Genomic DNA, 13,925 nt, shown 5'->3' on the forward strand with positions numbered 1-13,925 from the left:
TCGTATGTGGGATCCGGCGCAGTACCTGGCCTTCGCCGATCACCGGGCGCGGCCGTTCTACGAACTCATGGCGCGCGTGCGGGCCTCGGAGCCTCGACGCGTGGTGGACGTGGGTTGCGGACCGGGCAACCTGACTGTCTCGCTGTCCGCGCGCTGGCCCGCGGCCGTGGTCGAGGCGTTCGACTCGTCGCCGGAGATGGTCGAGGCGGCCCGTGCCGCCGGCGTCGACGCGCGCGTGGACGACGTGACGACCTGGCGCCCGGCGCCCGACACCGACGTCCTGGTGTCCAACGCGGTGCTGCAGTGGATCCCCGAGCATCCCTCGATCGTGTCCGGGTGGGCTTCCTCGCTGCCTTCGGGCGCGTGGCTCGCGTTCCAGGTGCCGGGCAACTTCACGAGCCCGTCGCACAGGCTGGTCCGCGAGGTGGCGGGCGAGGCGCTGGCACACGTCTTCCGTGGCGAGAAGCCGGTTCTGAGCCCGGTGGAGTACGCCGGACTGCTGGGCGACTGCTCCACTGTGGACGTCTGGGAGACGACGTACGTGCAGCGGCTCTCCGGTCCCGACCCGGTGCTCGAATGGGTGACCGGAACGGCACTGCGACCCGTCCGGGCCGCACTGTCCTCAGCGGACTGGGGGGCTTACCTGGCGGAACTGGCGCCGCGGCTGCGCGAGGCGTACCCCGCGCGCGCCGACGGCACCACTTGGTTCCCTTTCAGGCGGATCTTCGCGGTGGCGCGAGTGTGAAGCTCGTCACGCCCGCGGCGTCGCCGGAGGCGTGAAGGCCTTGCCGTTCGACTCCGCCTGGTGCTTCCACGGAGCCTTCTCCGCGGCCTTCTCGGCGGCGTCGGCGGCGAGGTCCTTGGCCTGAACTGCGGCTTCGAACGCCTTGTCCTTCGCCTGGGTCGCCGTCTTGCGCACCGTCGGGTTCTCGGCGAAGCGGTGCCAAAGGCGCACGATCTGGTCGTAGCGCTCCCGTCCGGCCTTCGCGCCGAGCACGTAGCCGATGGCCGCACCGACCAAGATGCTCTTCATGTGGCGTCTCCTCTCGCATCGTGCCTGGTCAGGCCGTTTTTTGCCGCAAAGCGGGGGGGGGCTTGCAAAACCCCTTTCGGGGCTCATGTAGAGTTACCCACTGTCAGGAGGAACCAAGCCTGGCAGTGCAGAACAACAGAACATTCCCCCATAGCTCAATTGGCAGAGCATGCGACTGTTAATCGCAGGGTTACTGGTTCGAGTCCAGTTGGGGGAGCGTAGCAATGACGTGAGGCCCCGTCCGGTCGAGGACGGGGCCTCACGTCGTTCACGGCCTCTTCGTGAACTCAGCGGCGACCCTGCTCATCCGAGTGGGGTCTTCCGGTTTCGGCTTCCGTGCATGACGTTGGGGGCATGGCCCGCTTCGCGAACCTCCGCCACATCTCCGCCCTGGACCCCGTGACCGACCACCAGGAGATCATGCGGATCTCCGCCGGCCTCGAGTTCCCGTGGGACTACCAGAAGGCGCTGGAGATGGCGCTGTTCCGCACGTACTGCGTCCCGACGATCTCGGGGCTGCTGGAACGCACCGGCGAGTTCGAACGGCGGCCGCAGAAGCGCTACGACGACACCGCTGTCCTGATGGCCGAACTCGTGGAGCACGGCTACGACTCGCCGCGCGGTCGTGAGGCGCTGCGCGTGGTCAACCGGCAGCACGGCCGTTACGACATCTCGAACGCCGACATGCTCTACGTGCTGTCGACGTTCATCTACGACCCCATCGACTGGCTGCAGCGCTACGGCTGGCGGCCGTTGACGCACAACGAGCGGCTGGCCGCGTTCCACTTCTACCGCGCGGTCGGGGCCCGCATGGGGATCCGCGAGATCCCGGCCGCCTACGACGAGTTCCTGGCGTTCAAGGCGGCCTACGAGCAGGAACACTTCGTGTTCGCGCCGTCGAACCGCCGCATCGGCCAGTACACGCTCGACCTGTTCTGCTCGTGGTACCCGTCCGTCGCGCGCCCGGCGGTGTCACGTGCCGTGGTCGCGATGCTGGACGAGCAGATGGTGCGCGCGTTCGGCTTCACGGCGCCCCCGGCGTGGGTCGGCGCCGCGGGCCGACTGGCGCTGCGCCTGCGCGCCGCCGTGGTCCGCCGGATGCCGGTGCGCCGCGAACTGAAGCTGACCTCCACCCGCAACCGCACCTACCCCGGCTACCCGCGCGGCTACCGGCCGTCCGACCTCGGCGCCAGCTCCAGTACCGCCCCCTGACCGTTGGGCGTGAACCCCAGCGCCCTGAGGAACTCGGTGCCGGGCTCGAAGTCGTCCAGCTGGACGTGCGCGCGCGTGACGCCTGGGAACCGCTCGGCCAGCGCCCGCGCCATCTCCCGCCCGATGCCCCACCTCCGCAGGTCTTTGGGCACCAGGAAGAACCGGATGCTCGCGTGCCCCGGCGCCGGGTGGTCCAGCACGAGGTCGACGAACCCGATCAAACCTTCGGCCTGCGCGAGCAGCAGGTGCTTCTGCTCGAACGCCGTCCCCTCCGGCAAGGCGTAGAACAGGCTCTGCACGTCACCGGGCCCGGACGGATGACCCGTCGCGGCCTGGAACCAGTCGTCGCAGTCGGCGAACAACCGCAGCACCTCGGGCTCGTCCGCCGGGGTGAAGTCGCGGAGGGTCAAGCGCACGCGTGCAGCCTATGTGTCGCTCGCCACGGGGGCGCGCAAGGCCCGTCCGGCGTGATCGGTATCCTCCACCACGCAGCGTTAGCGGGGGAGCTTGTCGCTGCAGGGGGCAGTAGCTCAACCGGTCAGAGCAGCAGACTCATAATCTGTCAGGTTGTCGGTTCGAATCCGACCTGCCCCACGAACTAGCTGCTCAATGGGGGTGACCTCGTCGTCAACCAAGATCACCCCCACACTTTTCCCGCACTTTACGAGGTCGACCACTTAACCTCGTCCAGTGCGTCAGCCGCCCTGCGACTCGTCACCCGGCGCCCCATGTAGACGTCCTGGGTAGTCGACACCTTCGAGTGCCCGAGCTGCTCCGCGATCTGCCGAGCCGACAGACCCGCGTCGTCCAGGAGCGTGGCGACCGACCTCCTGAAGGTCCGGAACGTCACCCACGGGTATCCAGCGCGCTGCCGGAACTCTCGCCACCTGGCCAGCGTGTTGTTCTTGTCGCGGAGCGTGCCGAGCGAGTTCGGGAAGACCGGCCCCTGCAACTCGTCCTCCGCGACGTTGAACCGCTTAGCGAGCCGTGTACGCCGCTCTCGCAGCATCGTCACTAGCCACGACGGATTGCCAAAGCGCGCTTGGACACCTCGGTCTTGCCGTCGTTGATCCGCTGCCCCTGCCCCTTGACTCGGATGACGCTGCCTGCCCAGTCCACGGTCCCCGCGTCGAGGTCGAGGTGCGACCAGTGAACCGCGAGACCTTCACCGGTCCGTTCACCTGTGCCCGCGTACCACCGAGCAAGGTCAGGTAGATCGTGACGAACCGCGGCTTCGTCGGCGTCGAGCTTCGCCAGGAGGTCCGCCATCTCGTCCTCAGCCAGCGCTCGTGACGGCATCTTGCGCCCTTCCAACCGAGCAACGTCCCGCACCGGGTTGGCTCTCAGCGCACCATGCCGCACAGCCACCGCGCACACCCCGGATACGACAGTGCGCACGGTTTTGGCGGTCGCGGTGCTCTGTCGAGCCTGCACGGTCGTCATGAGCCTTCCGAGCCGTGCCACGGTCAACTCGCGCATCCGCAGTTCGCCGATGGCCGGCAGGACGATCCCGTTCAAGCGGCCTTCGTAGGTCTCCAGGGACGTGGGGGAACGAGTGCCGACCGCAACAGCCGTGCGGAACTCGGTAAGCCACACCTCAGCCGCATCACGAAACCGGCTCTCCGCAGTGATCATTCCTTCCTCTCCGGGTGCCATGCGGTCACGGAGTGCTTCCTTGAGCGCTCTCTCAGCGGCCGTCTTCGTCTTCCCTGAGCGTTCGACCGGGCGCGTGATCCCGTCGTAGTCGCGGAACTTCGTGGTGGCGCGCCAACCTGTCGAGGTCGAGTAGAAGCGGATCTTGCCGTAGGTACCGACATCCAGCGGCCTCCGTCCCATCAGCTGACCCCGTTCGGCTGGGCGTCGAACCAGGCCACGACCTCATCAGGGATGTACCGGACGTACTTTCCGATACGACGACCCGGAGGCCCGTACTTCCTTGTGCGCCACTGGTAAAGCGTTTGGACGGGGACGCCGAGGAAGTCAGCAACGTCCTTAATAGACCACAGCTTGCTCATTGATGTGTCTCCTGTTCGTACTTGCGTCGTCGGTTGTCGCGGATGCGGCCGGCCAATGCGGCGGCGAGTTCTCGTTCCGCGTCCGTGTCATAGCCGTTGCCCTGGTAGGCCCAGTCGTTGATCACGACGATCGAGTCGGCTTCGAGGCCGAGGCGTTCGAGGACTTCGGCCTGCCGGAAGGCACGGCGTTCGTCGCGAATGGACTTGAACGTCGTGGAGTAGTGCTTGGACTTTGTGAGGAAGTGGCCTCGGAAGCCGAGCATGTGCGCCCAACGGCGCAGCTTGAGATCCTCGTACTGCGGGAGGCCGCCGAGGTCCCATGCGGTTTGGATGATGCGTCGGTGGTGGTCGCTGACCTTGGCGTGATCGATGCAGAGCTGGGAGCGGATCGGCCGGTCGGTGCCGTCGGTCTTGCCGGTGGTCTTCGTCGCGTACTTGGCGACGTAGGCGGCCAGGCGGGTCTCGCTGATCGAGCCATCCGCGTTCTCGACCTCGTGGGCCTGGTTGGCGCGGATCGGGCGGACGTCGACCTGTGAGCCCCACCGCAGGTCGAGGGCGACGCCGTCCGGTCGGGGAACGGTGAGCCTCACCGAGGCCGCAGCAGCTTTCACGCAGGCGTCCAGCAGTTCGCTGGTGACCCATGATGGAGTGCGGTCGTGAGGACCGTCAGGGCCGTCCACGCGCACGACGGCGTGGAAGTGCACGAGCCCGCGTCGCTGGTACTCGGCAACCTTGGCGTAGGACAGCCGGGCGTGGTCGGTGAACTCGCGGACCTTGAGCCCTGCGGCGTTGGCCAGCTCGCGGTTGAGCGCGATACGGAAGCGGTGCCACAGAGCACCGGCGTTGGCCTGCCAGAGCACCGAGCCCTCGTAGTCGTAGCCGCCAGGGTCGACGGCGGTACCGATGCGCGGGTCGGCCTGGTGGTGGTATTCGCCGCAGCCCGTGCACGGCCTGGTCTTGCCGTTGCCTGCGGTGAAGCGGTTGTGCACCGCGCCGAACGAGGGGGCGGTGAGGGTGGCGAACGCCCGCGGCTTGTCGGTCACGGTGGTCGGGACGCCCTTGGAGCCACCGGCGAGTCCGGCGTGCATGAGGTGGTAGGCGTCGGCGGCGTAGCGGTCGGAGCAGGTCGGGCAGACGGCGGAGCGGCGGTTGCCGCAGGGTACGAAGATCTCGCCGCCGTGGTGCGCGAGCACCTTGCGGGTGGTGGCGTCGTGGAGTTGCCACGCGCCGAACAGGCGGACGGGGACGGCACAGCCGTTGGTGGCTGTGACCTTGGCTCGCCATTCGCGGTAGCCGGGCGAGGCGACCTTGCGGGCGATGCGGTCTTCCAGGGTGGTGTAAGGGTCTCCAGGCAGCATCAATAGGCCTCCTTTCGTGCGGACAGACGAAAGGGCGGGACACGATGAGGTCTGTCGTGCCCCGCCCTCATGAGGAGCAGGCGAGGGGTCCTGCTCGTGGCTCAGGCGGCGAGCTGGTCAGCGACGCGAGCGGCGAAGTCCGCAGGCAGCCGCAGTAGCTCGGAGACCTCGGGAGCGGTGAGAGGCCGGCCGAGTTCGTCCATGCGAGCGGTGAGCGTGGCGCGCATCGGCGGAGGAAGCCGCAGGCCCGCGAGCGGATCAGGGCTGACGCTGCTCACGGTCGGAGCGGGGGCTGTGGTTACAGGCGGTGAGTCAGGAGCATCGTCGCGGCGGACCGGGTCACGTCGAGCGGCCTCGCGCAGGGCTGCGTCCCGGACGGCGACGCAGCGTTGCTGAACGATCGGCATGACCTCAGCGAGGAGGAACACCACGACGGGGATGACGACGTGGAGGAACACGTTGCCCGCGCTCACCGGGCCTTTCGACGGTGAGACGGCGGACCAGACGTTGGTGATCAGCGTCGCGGCGAGGAGCAGCCGCTTGAGCTTGACCACCGGATCGTCGTCAACGCGCTGGCCGCGTGCGAGCATCTCGGACTCCCACCGCAGCACGGTGATGAGGATTCCGGCCAGCGCGGGTTCGACCAGCCAAGCACCCCACCACAGTGGATCGGTGGGAGTGAGGTGCCCGGCGAGGAAGTCGTGCACGCCGGTGGTGGTGAACCCGAGACCGATCGCGAGGAACCACCACAGCGAACGGCTGATCGAGACACGCAGCCGGTCGGCGTTGACCACGGCCAGCAGCGGATCGTCGGCCAGCGCATGCACGTCGTGTGCTTCATCGAGCTGATGCCGCAGACGGCGCACGGCGCGGGTGGGTTCCGGCCGATCACCGGTCATGTTCTTGTTGCGCTGGAACAACTTCACGGGTTCACCTCCCTTGGCGGATCCGGTGCGGACACGGCTAACGACCGTGCGCGGCGTTCAGGAGCAGCCTGCCGAGCAAGAACAGCTCGACAGCCAAGACCACGGTTCCGAGCCAGCCGACGAGCAACCACATGACGACGAGGCCGGCCAGGACGGTCAGGCCAAGACCGATCGCGCGGGCGGGGGTCTTGCGGGTGACGGGGATGACGAGTTGGACGTTCATGATCAGGCGACTTCCTTCCGGGTGGTGGTGCGCGGGTAGTAGGTCTGGTTGCGTTCGGATCCGGTGGTGCCGGCGACGACGCCAGAGGCGTAGAAGCGGCGCGAGCGGGTGCGGCTCTCCCACTCCAAGTGGTCGGCGCGGCACTGGTCGATGACCGGACAACCGGCGCACACGTCCAGGGCCTGTGCCGTGGTGTCGGTGGTGAAGAACAGTTCGGCGTCCTCTCCCGTGCACGCGGCGTCAGCGCGCCAGGCGGGCGGAGTACCGGACGGGCCGAACAGCGCGAGCATCAGAGCGCGGATCCCGACGTAGCCGGGGTGGTCGTAGGGGTTCACGCCGCCACTCCCGCGACAGCCGGAGTAACGGTGCGGGCCGACGCCACCAAGCGGGCGAGTTCGTCGTACGAGGCGAAGTTGGTACGGGCTTCGGCGAGGGTGGGCAGGCCGGGCAGGGTGGCGAACCGGTGAGTCCAGCCGTTGAGGCCGTCGTGTTCCTCGACGGTGCCGCCCAGCTCGAACACCGAGCCTGAGCACGTCAGGCCAAGCCCGATGCCCGTGCTGGTCTGGCCGGTGGCGGCGAGGCGGATCTCGTCACGAGCGCCATAGGTCAGGCCGAACTCGGTGCCGTGCAGGGTGGCCGTCCACAGCAGCACAGCGGCGAACCGGTCAACCGCCGTGCCCGCAGTGAACTCTGCGTGCACCGAGCGGGATGGGGTGGAGATGACCAGGCGGTCCGGCCGGGGCAAGTTGTAGGTGCGGATGTGTCCGCGCACCGTCCGCAAGATGCGATCCAGTGAGCGGTTGTCGTTGGCGGGCATGGCAAACAGACCTCCTGTGAGGTTCGAAGTAGGCAGAGGAGCGGAGCAGATCAGGAGACGGCGCGGAGCGTGGTCGGCTCTCGCAGGTACGACACCAGCTCGGAGCACTGGGCGTCGTTGGTGTAGGCGACGCGGATGCGGCGAGGCTGACGAGTCCGCGGTGCGCGGGCGAACCCGATGCCGGCGAACTCCTCACCCTGCGGCAGTTCGTCGGCGATCGCACCGCGTGCCCGCATCTCGTCACCGAGGACCATGTCCGGGTGGCCGGAGCTGGAGACCCGCAGGCAGACGCGGTGCGGCAGTAGCTCACGAACCGGCACAGTGTCCTTCGTGGGCTCCTGCACCAACGCCTCGATCACGTCATGCGTGGTACGGCCGGTGGAAGCGACGATCGCGGTCTGACCGCAGATGGAGTGCGCGTAGTCGGACTGGTAGGCCATCGCGTAGCCGATCTCATCGAAGATCAGCCAGTCGATCGGGAACTCTTCGGAGACCGGGGCTTTGCGGAGCTTGGCGCGTTGCATGCGCTTCTGCTTGCGCTCCATGTTCGACACGAAGTCGTTGAGCAGCTCCAGGCCGTCACCGGGGTTGTCGGCGTAGCGGCCGGCCAAGACGGGCTTGAGCCAACCCCACTCCATCATCTTCGGGTCGATCACCCACGGCCGGACCAAGCCAGCGCGGATCAGCGGAGCAGCGGCCCGCAGACGTTGCGCCGGGAGCGAGTTCTTACCCGAACCGGTCTCACCAGCGCGCAGGAAGTGCGTGCCGTACAGCGGTTCGCGGTACTCGCGCCCGAACTCGTCCTCACCCATGTACAGCGACATCGGATCGACGTCGGCCACGTCCTCCGCCAGGTCCGGCGAGGGAATGATGTGCGCGAACGGCTCATCACGCTGGACGATCAGCACCACCTCACCAGGAGCCGACCGCTCGACCGCGACCCGTTCGGCCTTGAGCGTGTCCGCCAGATCGTCAGTCGCGTCCACGAACGCCTTGAACGACATCCCGTGCACCAGTCGCACCCGCACCGTGTCCACCGAGGCCGACCACGACCGCACCCGGACTACCCGAGGAACCAGGACCTGCCCGGTACGCGGATGTGTTCGCGTCAGCCCGCACGAGCCCATCAGGTCCGACCAGCGGCGACCGGTATACGCACCCGCCCAGCGACGACGCCACGCCCGCAGCCTCGGAGCCGCGTAGGTGTCAAAGGTGTCCGGGTGAGCCCGGTACCAGGCACTCATACCCGCAGCCGTGCCACCGAGCACCATGCCGGTCGTGGTGGGGCCGAGGTGGGACAGCGAGGCCACCAGCGCCGAAGGACCGACGATCGAGCCGGGGTGGCGTACTGCCCACACCACCGCCGCGAACTCGACACCCTGCGAACGAGCAGACTTACCGCGGGAGCGCTTGGACATTGCAACCTCCGAAAGTGTTGGGAGAGAACAACAACGGCCGACCACGGGTGAGTGATCGGCCGTTGCCGGAGAACAGGTGACGGACTGAACTTCACTTGCGACGCCGGCGCTTGCGGCGTTCCGCGGCTTCCTCATCGAGCAGTACGCGGGCGTAGGACATGTGCGTGGTCAACGTGGCCACCGACCGCGCGAACTGGTCGTGCAGGCCCTTGAACCCCTCCCGGCGGATCGGAATCCCCTTGATCGAGATCCGGAGCTGGGACATGGCCTTGCCCACGTCCTCCAGGGCGTTGTTGAGCTGCTGGGACATCAGACCCTCCACTCGCGAGACTTCAGCTCGATCTCGTACTTGACCGCGTGCGCCTTGAGGTCCTCCAAGTCCTTGCGGGCCTTGGCCAACTCCTTGCGCAAGTCGTCGGGCTTGGGCACCCGCCAGTCACCAGGCAGCGCGTTACCGGGCTTCATCCGGTTGATCAGCGCCTCCAACGGGGCGAGCTGCTCCGTCGCGAAGTTGATTGCGCCCACGAACTCGGCGTACTTCTTGATCGCGAGGTCGTTCAACACCTGAACCACCATGTGTCATGCCCCCTTCTTCTCGGACGACTTCGAATTACCGAGCGGCTTGAGCGCGTTCCACCGCGACAACATCAACCGCGTGGACTTCGGCACGAGCACTGACCGAACCGACTGACGCACCGCGCCACAGCGCAGCAGGTGAGTACCGCCGATCACGAGCTTGCCGTTGTCGACCAACTGCACAACCGCGCTTGCTTCCCAAGCGGGAATCCGAGAGATCTTTTCTTTGTCGACACGACGAAAAACGGTGCGTGCCGTACTGGCGACCACGTAGCCGCAGTCGCTCACGGCGCGATTGAGCACCTCGGTAACCACCCGGAGGTCATTGGTCACAGACCGGGCAGCAGCCGCCGGTGCGGTCGTGGGCTCGACCTCGTTGCCGAACAGATCAGCGGACATACTTCTGCGGCCCCTTCTCGTGAGTCTGCGTACCGGGCTTCACCTGCACGTCCGCGCGGCTGGGGGCCTCGATCCGTACGACCTTGCGCGTGTGCTCACCGCATCGCAGGTTCTGGACTTGAGAACCCCGCTGAAGCTCGCCACTGCTGAGAAGGTCGAAGACCATCTGCTGCTCCCAGTACGGCAACCCTTCCATTTCCGCAGTAGAGATCTGTCGGTAGGCGCGAGGGAGATCGACCGTGATTACGTACGGTTGACCGCCGCGCGCACGATCGATCACCAACACAACTCCATCGATCTTTGCCACTATCCAATCCTTTCGCTCGCGGAATGCACGGCAGGCGCCAGGAACGTTCTGCACGGGCCTGACACCGCCGAACAAACCGGCGCGTTTTTGGCATGGCTCAACACACTGTGGAATTCTCAAAGGACGCAATCACGCGTTTCCATGCCCGACTCGAACGGGCAGCAGGCCAATCCCCTGGCAAAACGTGGATCTCCGAACCCTGGCCCGACTCGAAACGGGCGACCGGCCTAACCGGGCAGGGCAACCGAGCACAGTGGACGATCAGGCAGCCACACTGACCTGACCCTGCGGAGCGAGACCCGCAGCCTTGAACGACAGACCCGAACCGGCGTCGTTGGACCAGAACGACACCGTCGGCGAGACCAGCGACACGTACATGCCCTCCTCGAACCCGTCACCGGGGTCCGCCGACAGCGTCACGCGGATCTCTTCACCCTTGCCCTGGTAACCGTCAGCGTTCGGCCGCGGCTTCGCGAACAGCGCCACCACGAACTGCTGCACGCCCTGGTAGTCGGTCGCGGGCACCATCTCGCCGGACTTGTCGTCCTTGCGCATCTTCATCACCGGGGCCTCGGTGATCATCAGGCGGTACGACTCCAGAACGACGGGGATGTTGCGCAGTGCCATCGGAAGCTCCTTGTGTAGGGGGTCTAAACCCTCTGCTTGTTCGCAGACCTGGAGTTGAGGGGGTCTAAACACAAGCTACGCCTAACGACGGGAGGCGTCAAGGGGGTCTAAACTACGGTCATGACGACGTCGGATGCCGATGAGTTCGACGCTGTACGCGCAGACCCTGATCCCATCAGGCGAGGTCAGCGCGCAGGCGAGCTGATCACGCTCTACCAGCAGCGAGCCACCGAACTCGCGCGTCTGCGTCGAGCCGCCATCGAGGAGGCTCACCGACGTCTGGACATGAGCTACACGGACATCGCGGCCAGGCTGGGCATCACCAAGGGGCGCGTCACTCAGATCCGCAGCTCTGCACCTGGGCCGGAACGCGCGTTCTTCGGAGTCGGTCCGATCTCCATCGCCCTACCTGGACGAATCATCCGCGAGCGCGACGATCTTGTGATCGCTGGACCGGATGACGCAACAGGCGCGCACTTCAGCAGTGAGCTGGAGAAGCTTTCATTCGTGATCAACGAGCGCCTAGTGATCGATCCGCGCGAGGAGTGGGAGCCTGCGGGCGATGCGGTCGTCATCTGCGGACCCGCGTCCGCTCACATCGGCCACAAGCTCATGGCAGCCGACCCCGTTCTGCGCATGACGATCGGCGACAACGTCCAGTGGTACATCTCGGACGAGGTGACGGGGGAGAGGTTCCTGTCGCCTATGGACGAGGCCAATCCTCGCAAGGCCGATCACGCATACATAGCCCGACGTAAGCTGGGTAGCCACGTCATCGTGCATATCGCTGGCCTTCACGCTGCTGGCTCGGTTGGAGCGGCGCACTACGTGACCAGGAACCTTGCTGACCTGTTCGCCCAGTTCGGGGACAGCGAGTTCAGCATGGCTGTCACCACTGAGTTCGACGGACTCAAGCCGACGAACATCAACATCCTTGTGCCGCCAAGGAAGTGGAGCTGATGCCGTTCCATGGAGCGATGCTTCCAGGAGGGGCCGGCCGAGGACAGGATCGTTGGACCACGACGAGAACCGCGGCAATCGTCCTGGACGGCGCTTCGAGCTTCGCACCGGACACAGCTGACGCGTCGGAGTACGTCGACCTCCTGTTGAGCGAGACAGCCTCTCGAATCGATGAGGACGAAGAGCTTCAGGCCGTTCTCGAGACAGCGATCCGAGCGACCTCAGAGGCGCTCAAGCTCCAGGCCGGGGTCGGACCATCGTCCACTGTGTTGCTTGCGCGCTTGAAAGCGGAACGACTGGAGGTTCTTGCACTTGGCGACAGCACCGCAGTCGTGAAGACGAGCGATGGCACGGTGCATCGCATCTCGGACGATAGGCTCTCACGTACGGCCGCAGAGCTTCGTCACCGCTATCGGCAGCGGTTGATGAACGGCTCCGGGTATGACGACGAGCATCGTTCATTGCTTGGACAGCTACAGCAGCACGAGCGGCGCGAGCGGAACGTTCCTTACGGGTACTGGATCGCGGAGGCGGACCCGCAGGCAGCGAAAGAAGCCGTCTGCCGTCAGTTCGACATGGGCAACGTCGAGTGGTGCGTTCTCGCAACAGACGGAGCCCAGCGAGTCGTCGACCATCTAGGCGTGCACTGGGAATCCGTTGCCCTCATGGCGAATCACGAGCTTGTGGCGCTCCTCCGACGGCTTCATGACTGGGAACAGTTCGAGGACCCTACGGCCAAGTTCCTGCCCCGCGCCAAGCAGCATGACGACAAGGTTCTTGTGACCTGGACCCAGTAGCAGGCTCATGACCGGCGTGTTCAGAGTTTCTTTTCTTCATCAAGGCGGCCCCCTGTGGGGGCCGCTGGCCGTTGGTGCCTATCCGACAACGGCAGACCTACGCGCCTCTCTTTCCGCCGCGCCCAAGGCCGCCTCCGGCGTCCGAGCGCGGCGGGCGAGGCATGCGCGCAGGTCGACCGTTGTCGGACCGGAACGGCCAGCGGCCCCCACAGGGAACCGCGGAGGCTTCAAGACATGTCCTCGCCGGACGGGCAGGTCTCCAAAATGGTGCGGGGGAGTGCCGGCACATTGCGTTCCAGCGGGGGCCGGGGCACGCACCATCCCGTATGACCTCCCCGAGGGCAACCACACGCGTCAAGGGGGCCGTTCCAGCGCATGATCACGTTAGGACGGCATGTGCCCCCTTGGCACGTGCGGTTGGGACGAGCCAGGTCATACGGGATGGTGCGAGGTCCCTCAGTTGAGTGAACGCGAGCAAGTGACGATCTTGCTGTGTGCGGCGATAGAGATTGGAGATCGTGGTCACAACTGGACGTAGGCGCAGCGAAGGGGTCAAGATGAATAACGATCGACTTCTCTTGCTCATGCAGGCCATGAGCACCGGGTTCGAGAGGCCGGAGCCTGACGTGGTCAGACGCGTTGAGATCCTTCTCGGCTCAGAGGAATTTGTTTACGTAGACGTTCGACACACGAACAGTAACAACATGCTCTCAGGAGAGGCTGTAATCCTCACTCCGAGTCGCGTCGTAAAAGCTGAATGGTCTACGCCAAGAGTAGAACGTGACAATCAGAAGGCTACGGCCTCAGTCGAAACGTGGCCTCGTAGATCCCTGACTTCCGCAGCCATCGAGTCGAATATCGCTGACGACATGAACTCGGACGCCTGTTGGATGGGGGACTGGGGCGCAGAGTGGCCTCGCTACTGTGTACTCACTCTTTGGTTCGAAGGACGTCCGCAATCGCTCATGCTTCCCTTGAGTCAGGCGTCGGAGTCGCGGAAACAGCTGCGTGCGGCCCTGCCTGAGCTTTTGGCGGATCTCGATCGGTAGTCCGCGCTGCAAAACCCGTTGGCAACCAGACGCTGCTGGGACGAGCGCCGAGGGGTAACTTCTGCACGTGGGCGGGGCGCTCGGCTGCCGCACCTGTGGACAGCTCGATGCCTTGGAGGCATCGACCAGCCCACAGGCTTGCCCTCGATGTACGTGGTTGCGAGGGCACGATCATCTCCACACTTTTCCCTCACATAATGACGGAAAA

Annotated in this window: 20 protein-coding genes and 2 tRNA genes; 6 read left to right on the forward strand and 16 right to left on the reverse strand. The window is 65.8% G+C overall.

The genetic code is table 11. The features are described 5' to 3' along the window. The first annotated feature begins 4 nt into the window (after positions 1–4). Entirely contained in the window at positions 5–745 is a 741-nt protein-coding gene (locus BLQ91_RS25450; RefSeq protein WP_090100521.1) for a trans-aconitate 2-methyltransferase, read from the forward strand. Positions 746–751: 6 nt separating this feature from the next. On the opposite strand, the gene BLQ91_RS25455 is transcribed toward BLQ91_RS25450, so the two are convergent. Beyond that, positions 752–1,033, reverse strand: coding sequence for a hypothetical protein (locus BLQ91_RS25455; RefSeq protein WP_090100523.1), 282 nt, complete (start codon positions 1,031–1,033; stop codon positions 752–754). Between the two features lie 144 nt (positions 1,034–1,177). Between BLQ91_RS25455 and BLQ91_RS25460 the strand changes: the two genes are divergently transcribed. Together BLQ91_RS25460 and BLQ91_RS25465 are read left to right on the forward strand one after the other, a co-directional pair. Beyond that, a tRNA-Asn gene (locus BLQ91_RS25460) sits at positions 1,178–1,250 on the forward strand. A 137-nt stretch (positions 1,251–1,387) separates the two neighbouring features. Further along, complete coding sequence (locus BLQ91_RS25465) at positions 1,388–2,245, forward strand: oxygenase MpaB family protein (RefSeq protein WP_090100525.1); 858 nt, start codon at positions 1,388–1,390, stop codon at positions 2,243–2,245. On the opposite strand, the gene BLQ91_RS25470 is transcribed toward BLQ91_RS25465, so the two are convergent. After that, positions 2,200–2,661: a GNAT family N-acetyltransferase gene (locus BLQ91_RS25470; RefSeq protein WP_090100527.1), complete on the reverse strand. Its 462-nt coding sequence runs from the start codon at positions 2,659–2,661 to the stop codon at positions 2,200–2,202. The two genes, BLQ91_RS25465 and BLQ91_RS25470, sit on opposite strands and share 46 nt — an antisense overlap. Positions 2,662–2,764: 103 nt before the next feature. Here BLQ91_RS25470 and BLQ91_RS25475 point away from each other — a divergent pair. Beyond that, positions 2,765–2,839: transfer RNA gene (locus BLQ91_RS25475), tRNA-Ile, on the forward strand. Positions 2,840–2,906: 67 nt separating this feature from the next. Here the strand turns inward: BLQ91_RS25475 and BLQ91_RS42875 are convergent. The 14 genes from BLQ91_RS42875 to BLQ91_RS25535 form a co-directional block, all read right to left on the reverse strand. Further along, on the reverse strand, positions 2,907–3,254 hold the full coding sequence (locus tag BLQ91_RS42875; protein ID WP_245733816.1) for a tyrosine-type recombinase/integrase: 348 nt from the start codon (positions 3,252–3,254) through the stop codon (positions 2,907–2,909). Positions 3,255–3,259: 5 nt separating this feature from the next. Further along, complete coding sequence (locus BLQ91_RS25480; protein WP_245733803.1) at positions 3,260–4,081, reverse strand: tyrosine-type recombinase/integrase; 822 nt, start codon at positions 4,079–4,081, stop codon at positions 3,260–3,262. Beyond that, complete coding sequence (locus tag BLQ91_RS25485; protein ID WP_090100529.1) at positions 4,081–4,260, reverse strand: helix-turn-helix transcriptional regulator; 180 nt, start codon at positions 4,258–4,260, stop codon at positions 4,081–4,083. The genes BLQ91_RS25480 and BLQ91_RS25485 overlap by 1 nt, the downstream gene beginning before the upstream one ends. Next, positions 4,257–5,618: a replication initiator gene (locus BLQ91_RS25490; RefSeq protein ID WP_090100531.1), complete on the reverse strand. Its 1,362-nt coding sequence runs from the start codon at positions 5,616–5,618 to the stop codon at positions 4,257–4,259. Before BLQ91_RS25490 ends, BLQ91_RS25485 begins: the two co-directional genes overlap by 4 nt. A 101-nt stretch (positions 5,619–5,719) precedes the next feature. After that, positions 5,720–6,544 (reverse strand): hypothetical protein, encoded by an 825-nt coding sequence (locus BLQ91_RS25495; RefSeq protein WP_245733804.1) that lies wholly within the window; start codon positions 6,542–6,544, stop codon positions 5,720–5,722. A 37-nt stretch (positions 6,545–6,581) separates the two neighbouring features. After that, positions 6,582–6,767 (reverse strand): hypothetical protein, encoded by a 186-nt coding sequence (locus BLQ91_RS25500; RefSeq protein WP_090100533.1) that lies wholly within the window; start codon positions 6,765–6,767, stop codon positions 6,582–6,584. Positions 6,768–6,769: 2 nt separating this feature from the next. Then, positions 6,770–7,102, reverse strand: coding sequence for a WhiB family transcriptional regulator (locus BLQ91_RS25505; protein ID WP_090100535.1), 333 nt, complete (start codon positions 7,100–7,102; stop codon positions 6,770–6,772). Further along, on the reverse strand, positions 7,099–7,539 hold the full coding sequence (locus tag BLQ91_RS25510; protein ID WP_143022803.1) for a hypothetical protein: 441 nt from the start codon (positions 7,537–7,539) through the stop codon (positions 7,099–7,101). The genes BLQ91_RS25505 and BLQ91_RS25510 overlap by 4 nt, the downstream gene beginning before the upstream one ends. Before the next feature lie 95 nt (positions 7,540–7,634). Next, complete coding sequence (locus BLQ91_RS25515; protein WP_090100539.1) at positions 7,635–9,002, reverse strand: FtsK/SpoIIIE domain-containing protein; 1,368 nt, start codon at positions 9,000–9,002, stop codon at positions 7,635–7,637. A 91-nt stretch (positions 9,003–9,093) separates the two neighbouring features. Beyond that, positions 9,094–9,312, reverse strand: a complete 219-nt coding sequence (locus BLQ91_RS25520; RefSeq protein ID WP_090100820.1) for a hypothetical protein — start codon at positions 9,310–9,312, stop codon at positions 9,094–9,096. Next, positions 9,312–9,566, reverse strand: a complete 255-nt coding sequence (locus BLQ91_RS25525) for a hypothetical protein (protein WP_245733805.1) — start codon at positions 9,564–9,566, stop codon at positions 9,312–9,314. Before BLQ91_RS25525 ends, BLQ91_RS25520 begins: the two co-directional genes overlap by 1 nt. Before the next feature lie 15 nt (positions 9,567–9,581). Then, positions 9,582–9,977 (reverse strand): hypothetical protein, encoded by a 396-nt coding sequence (locus BLQ91_RS40480; protein ID WP_143022804.1) that lies wholly within the window; start codon positions 9,975–9,977, stop codon positions 9,582–9,584. Then, on the reverse strand, positions 9,967–10,284 hold the full coding sequence (locus BLQ91_RS25530; protein ID WP_143022805.1) for a hypothetical protein: 318 nt from the start codon (positions 10,282–10,284) through the stop codon (positions 9,967–9,969). The genes BLQ91_RS40480 and BLQ91_RS25530 overlap by 11 nt, the downstream gene beginning before the upstream one ends. A 261-nt stretch (positions 10,285–10,545) precedes the next feature. Next, entirely contained in the window at positions 10,546–10,911 is a 366-nt protein-coding gene (locus BLQ91_RS25535) for a hypothetical protein (RefSeq protein WP_090100545.1), read from the reverse strand. Between the two features lie 120 nt (positions 10,912–11,031). Between BLQ91_RS25535 and BLQ91_RS25540 the strand changes: the two genes are divergently transcribed. Together BLQ91_RS25540 and BLQ91_RS25545 are read left to right on the forward strand one after the other, a co-directional pair. Then, the gene (locus BLQ91_RS25540) at positions 11,032–11,871 is read left to right on the forward strand and encodes a hypothetical protein (RefSeq protein ID WP_090100547.1); all 840 of its coding nucleotides are present in this window, start codon (positions 11,032–11,034) and stop codon (positions 11,869–11,871) included. Beyond that, on the forward strand, positions 11,871–12,668 hold the full coding sequence (locus BLQ91_RS25545) for a protein phosphatase 2C domain-containing protein (RefSeq protein WP_245733817.1): 798 nt from the start codon (positions 11,871–11,873) through the stop codon (positions 12,666–12,668). Before BLQ91_RS25540 ends, BLQ91_RS25545 begins: the two co-directional genes overlap by 1 nt. Positions 12,669–13,925 lie beyond the last annotated feature (1,257 nt).

This window comes from Lentzea jiangxiensis (genome assembly GCF_900104175.1).
Classification (GTDB): Bacteria; Actinomycetota; Actinomycetes; order Mycobacteriales; family Pseudonocardiaceae; genus Lentzea; species Lentzea jiangxiensis.

What these genes read in the sequence shown, in the direction of transcription:
- BLQ91_RS25480 (WP_245733803.1), bottom strand. Translation starts at nt 4,081, where the DNA reads ATGGGACGGAGGCCGCTGGATGTCGGTACCTACGGCAAGATCCGCTTC.
- BLQ91_RS25485 (WP_090100529.1), bottom strand. Translation starts at nt 4,260, where the DNA reads ATGAGCAAGCTGTGGTCTATTAAGGACGTTGCTGACTTCCTCGGCGTC.
- BLQ91_RS25455 (WP_090100523.1), bottom strand. Translation starts at nt 1,033, where the DNA reads ATGAAGAGCATCTTGGTCGGTGCGGCCATCGGCTACGTGCTCGGCGCG.
- BLQ91_RS25540 (WP_090100547.1), top strand. Translation starts at nt 11,032, where the DNA reads ATGACGACGTCGGATGCCGATGAGTTCGACGCTGTACGCGCAGACCCT.
- BLQ91_RS25490 (WP_090100531.1), bottom strand. Translation starts at nt 5,618, where the DNA reads ATGCTGCCTGGAGACCCTTACACCACCCTGGAAGACCGCATCGCCCGC.
- BLQ91_RS40480 (WP_143022804.1), bottom strand. Translation starts at nt 9,977, where the DNA reads ATGTCCGCTGATCTGTTCGGCAACGAGGTCGAGCCCACGACCGCACCG.
- BLQ91_RS25515 (WP_090100539.1), bottom strand. Translation starts at nt 9,002, where the DNA reads ATGTCCAAGCGCTCCCGCGGTAAGTCTGCTCGTTCGCAGGGTGTCGAG.
- BLQ91_RS25520 (WP_090100820.1), bottom strand. Translation starts at nt 9,312, where the DNA reads ATGTCCCAGCAGCTCAACAACGCCCTGGAGGACGTGGGCAAGGCCATG.
- BLQ91_RS25450 (WP_090100521.1), top strand. Translation starts at nt 5, where the DNA reads ATGTGGGATCCGGCGCAGTACCTGGCCTTCGCCGATCACCGGGCGCGG.
- BLQ91_RS25465 (WP_090100525.1), top strand. Translation starts at nt 1,388, where the DNA reads ATGGCCCGCTTCGCGAACCTCCGCCACATCTCCGCCCTGGACCCCGTG.
- BLQ91_RS25545 (WP_245733817.1), top strand. Translation starts at nt 11,871, where the DNA reads ATGCCGTTCCATGGAGCGATGCTTCCAGGAGGGGCCGGCCGAGGACAG.
- BLQ91_RS25535 (WP_090100545.1), bottom strand. Translation starts at nt 10,911, where the DNA reads ATGGCACTGCGCAACATCCCCGTCGTTCTGGAGTCGTACCGCCTGATG.
- BLQ91_RS42875 (WP_245733816.1), bottom strand. Translation starts at nt 3,254, where the DNA reads ATGCTGCGAGAGCGGCGTACACGGCTCGCTAAGCGGTTCAACGTCGCG.
- BLQ91_RS25500 (WP_090100533.1), bottom strand. Translation starts at nt 6,767, where the DNA reads ATGAACGTCCAACTCGTCATCCCCGTCACCCGCAAGACCCCCGCCCGC.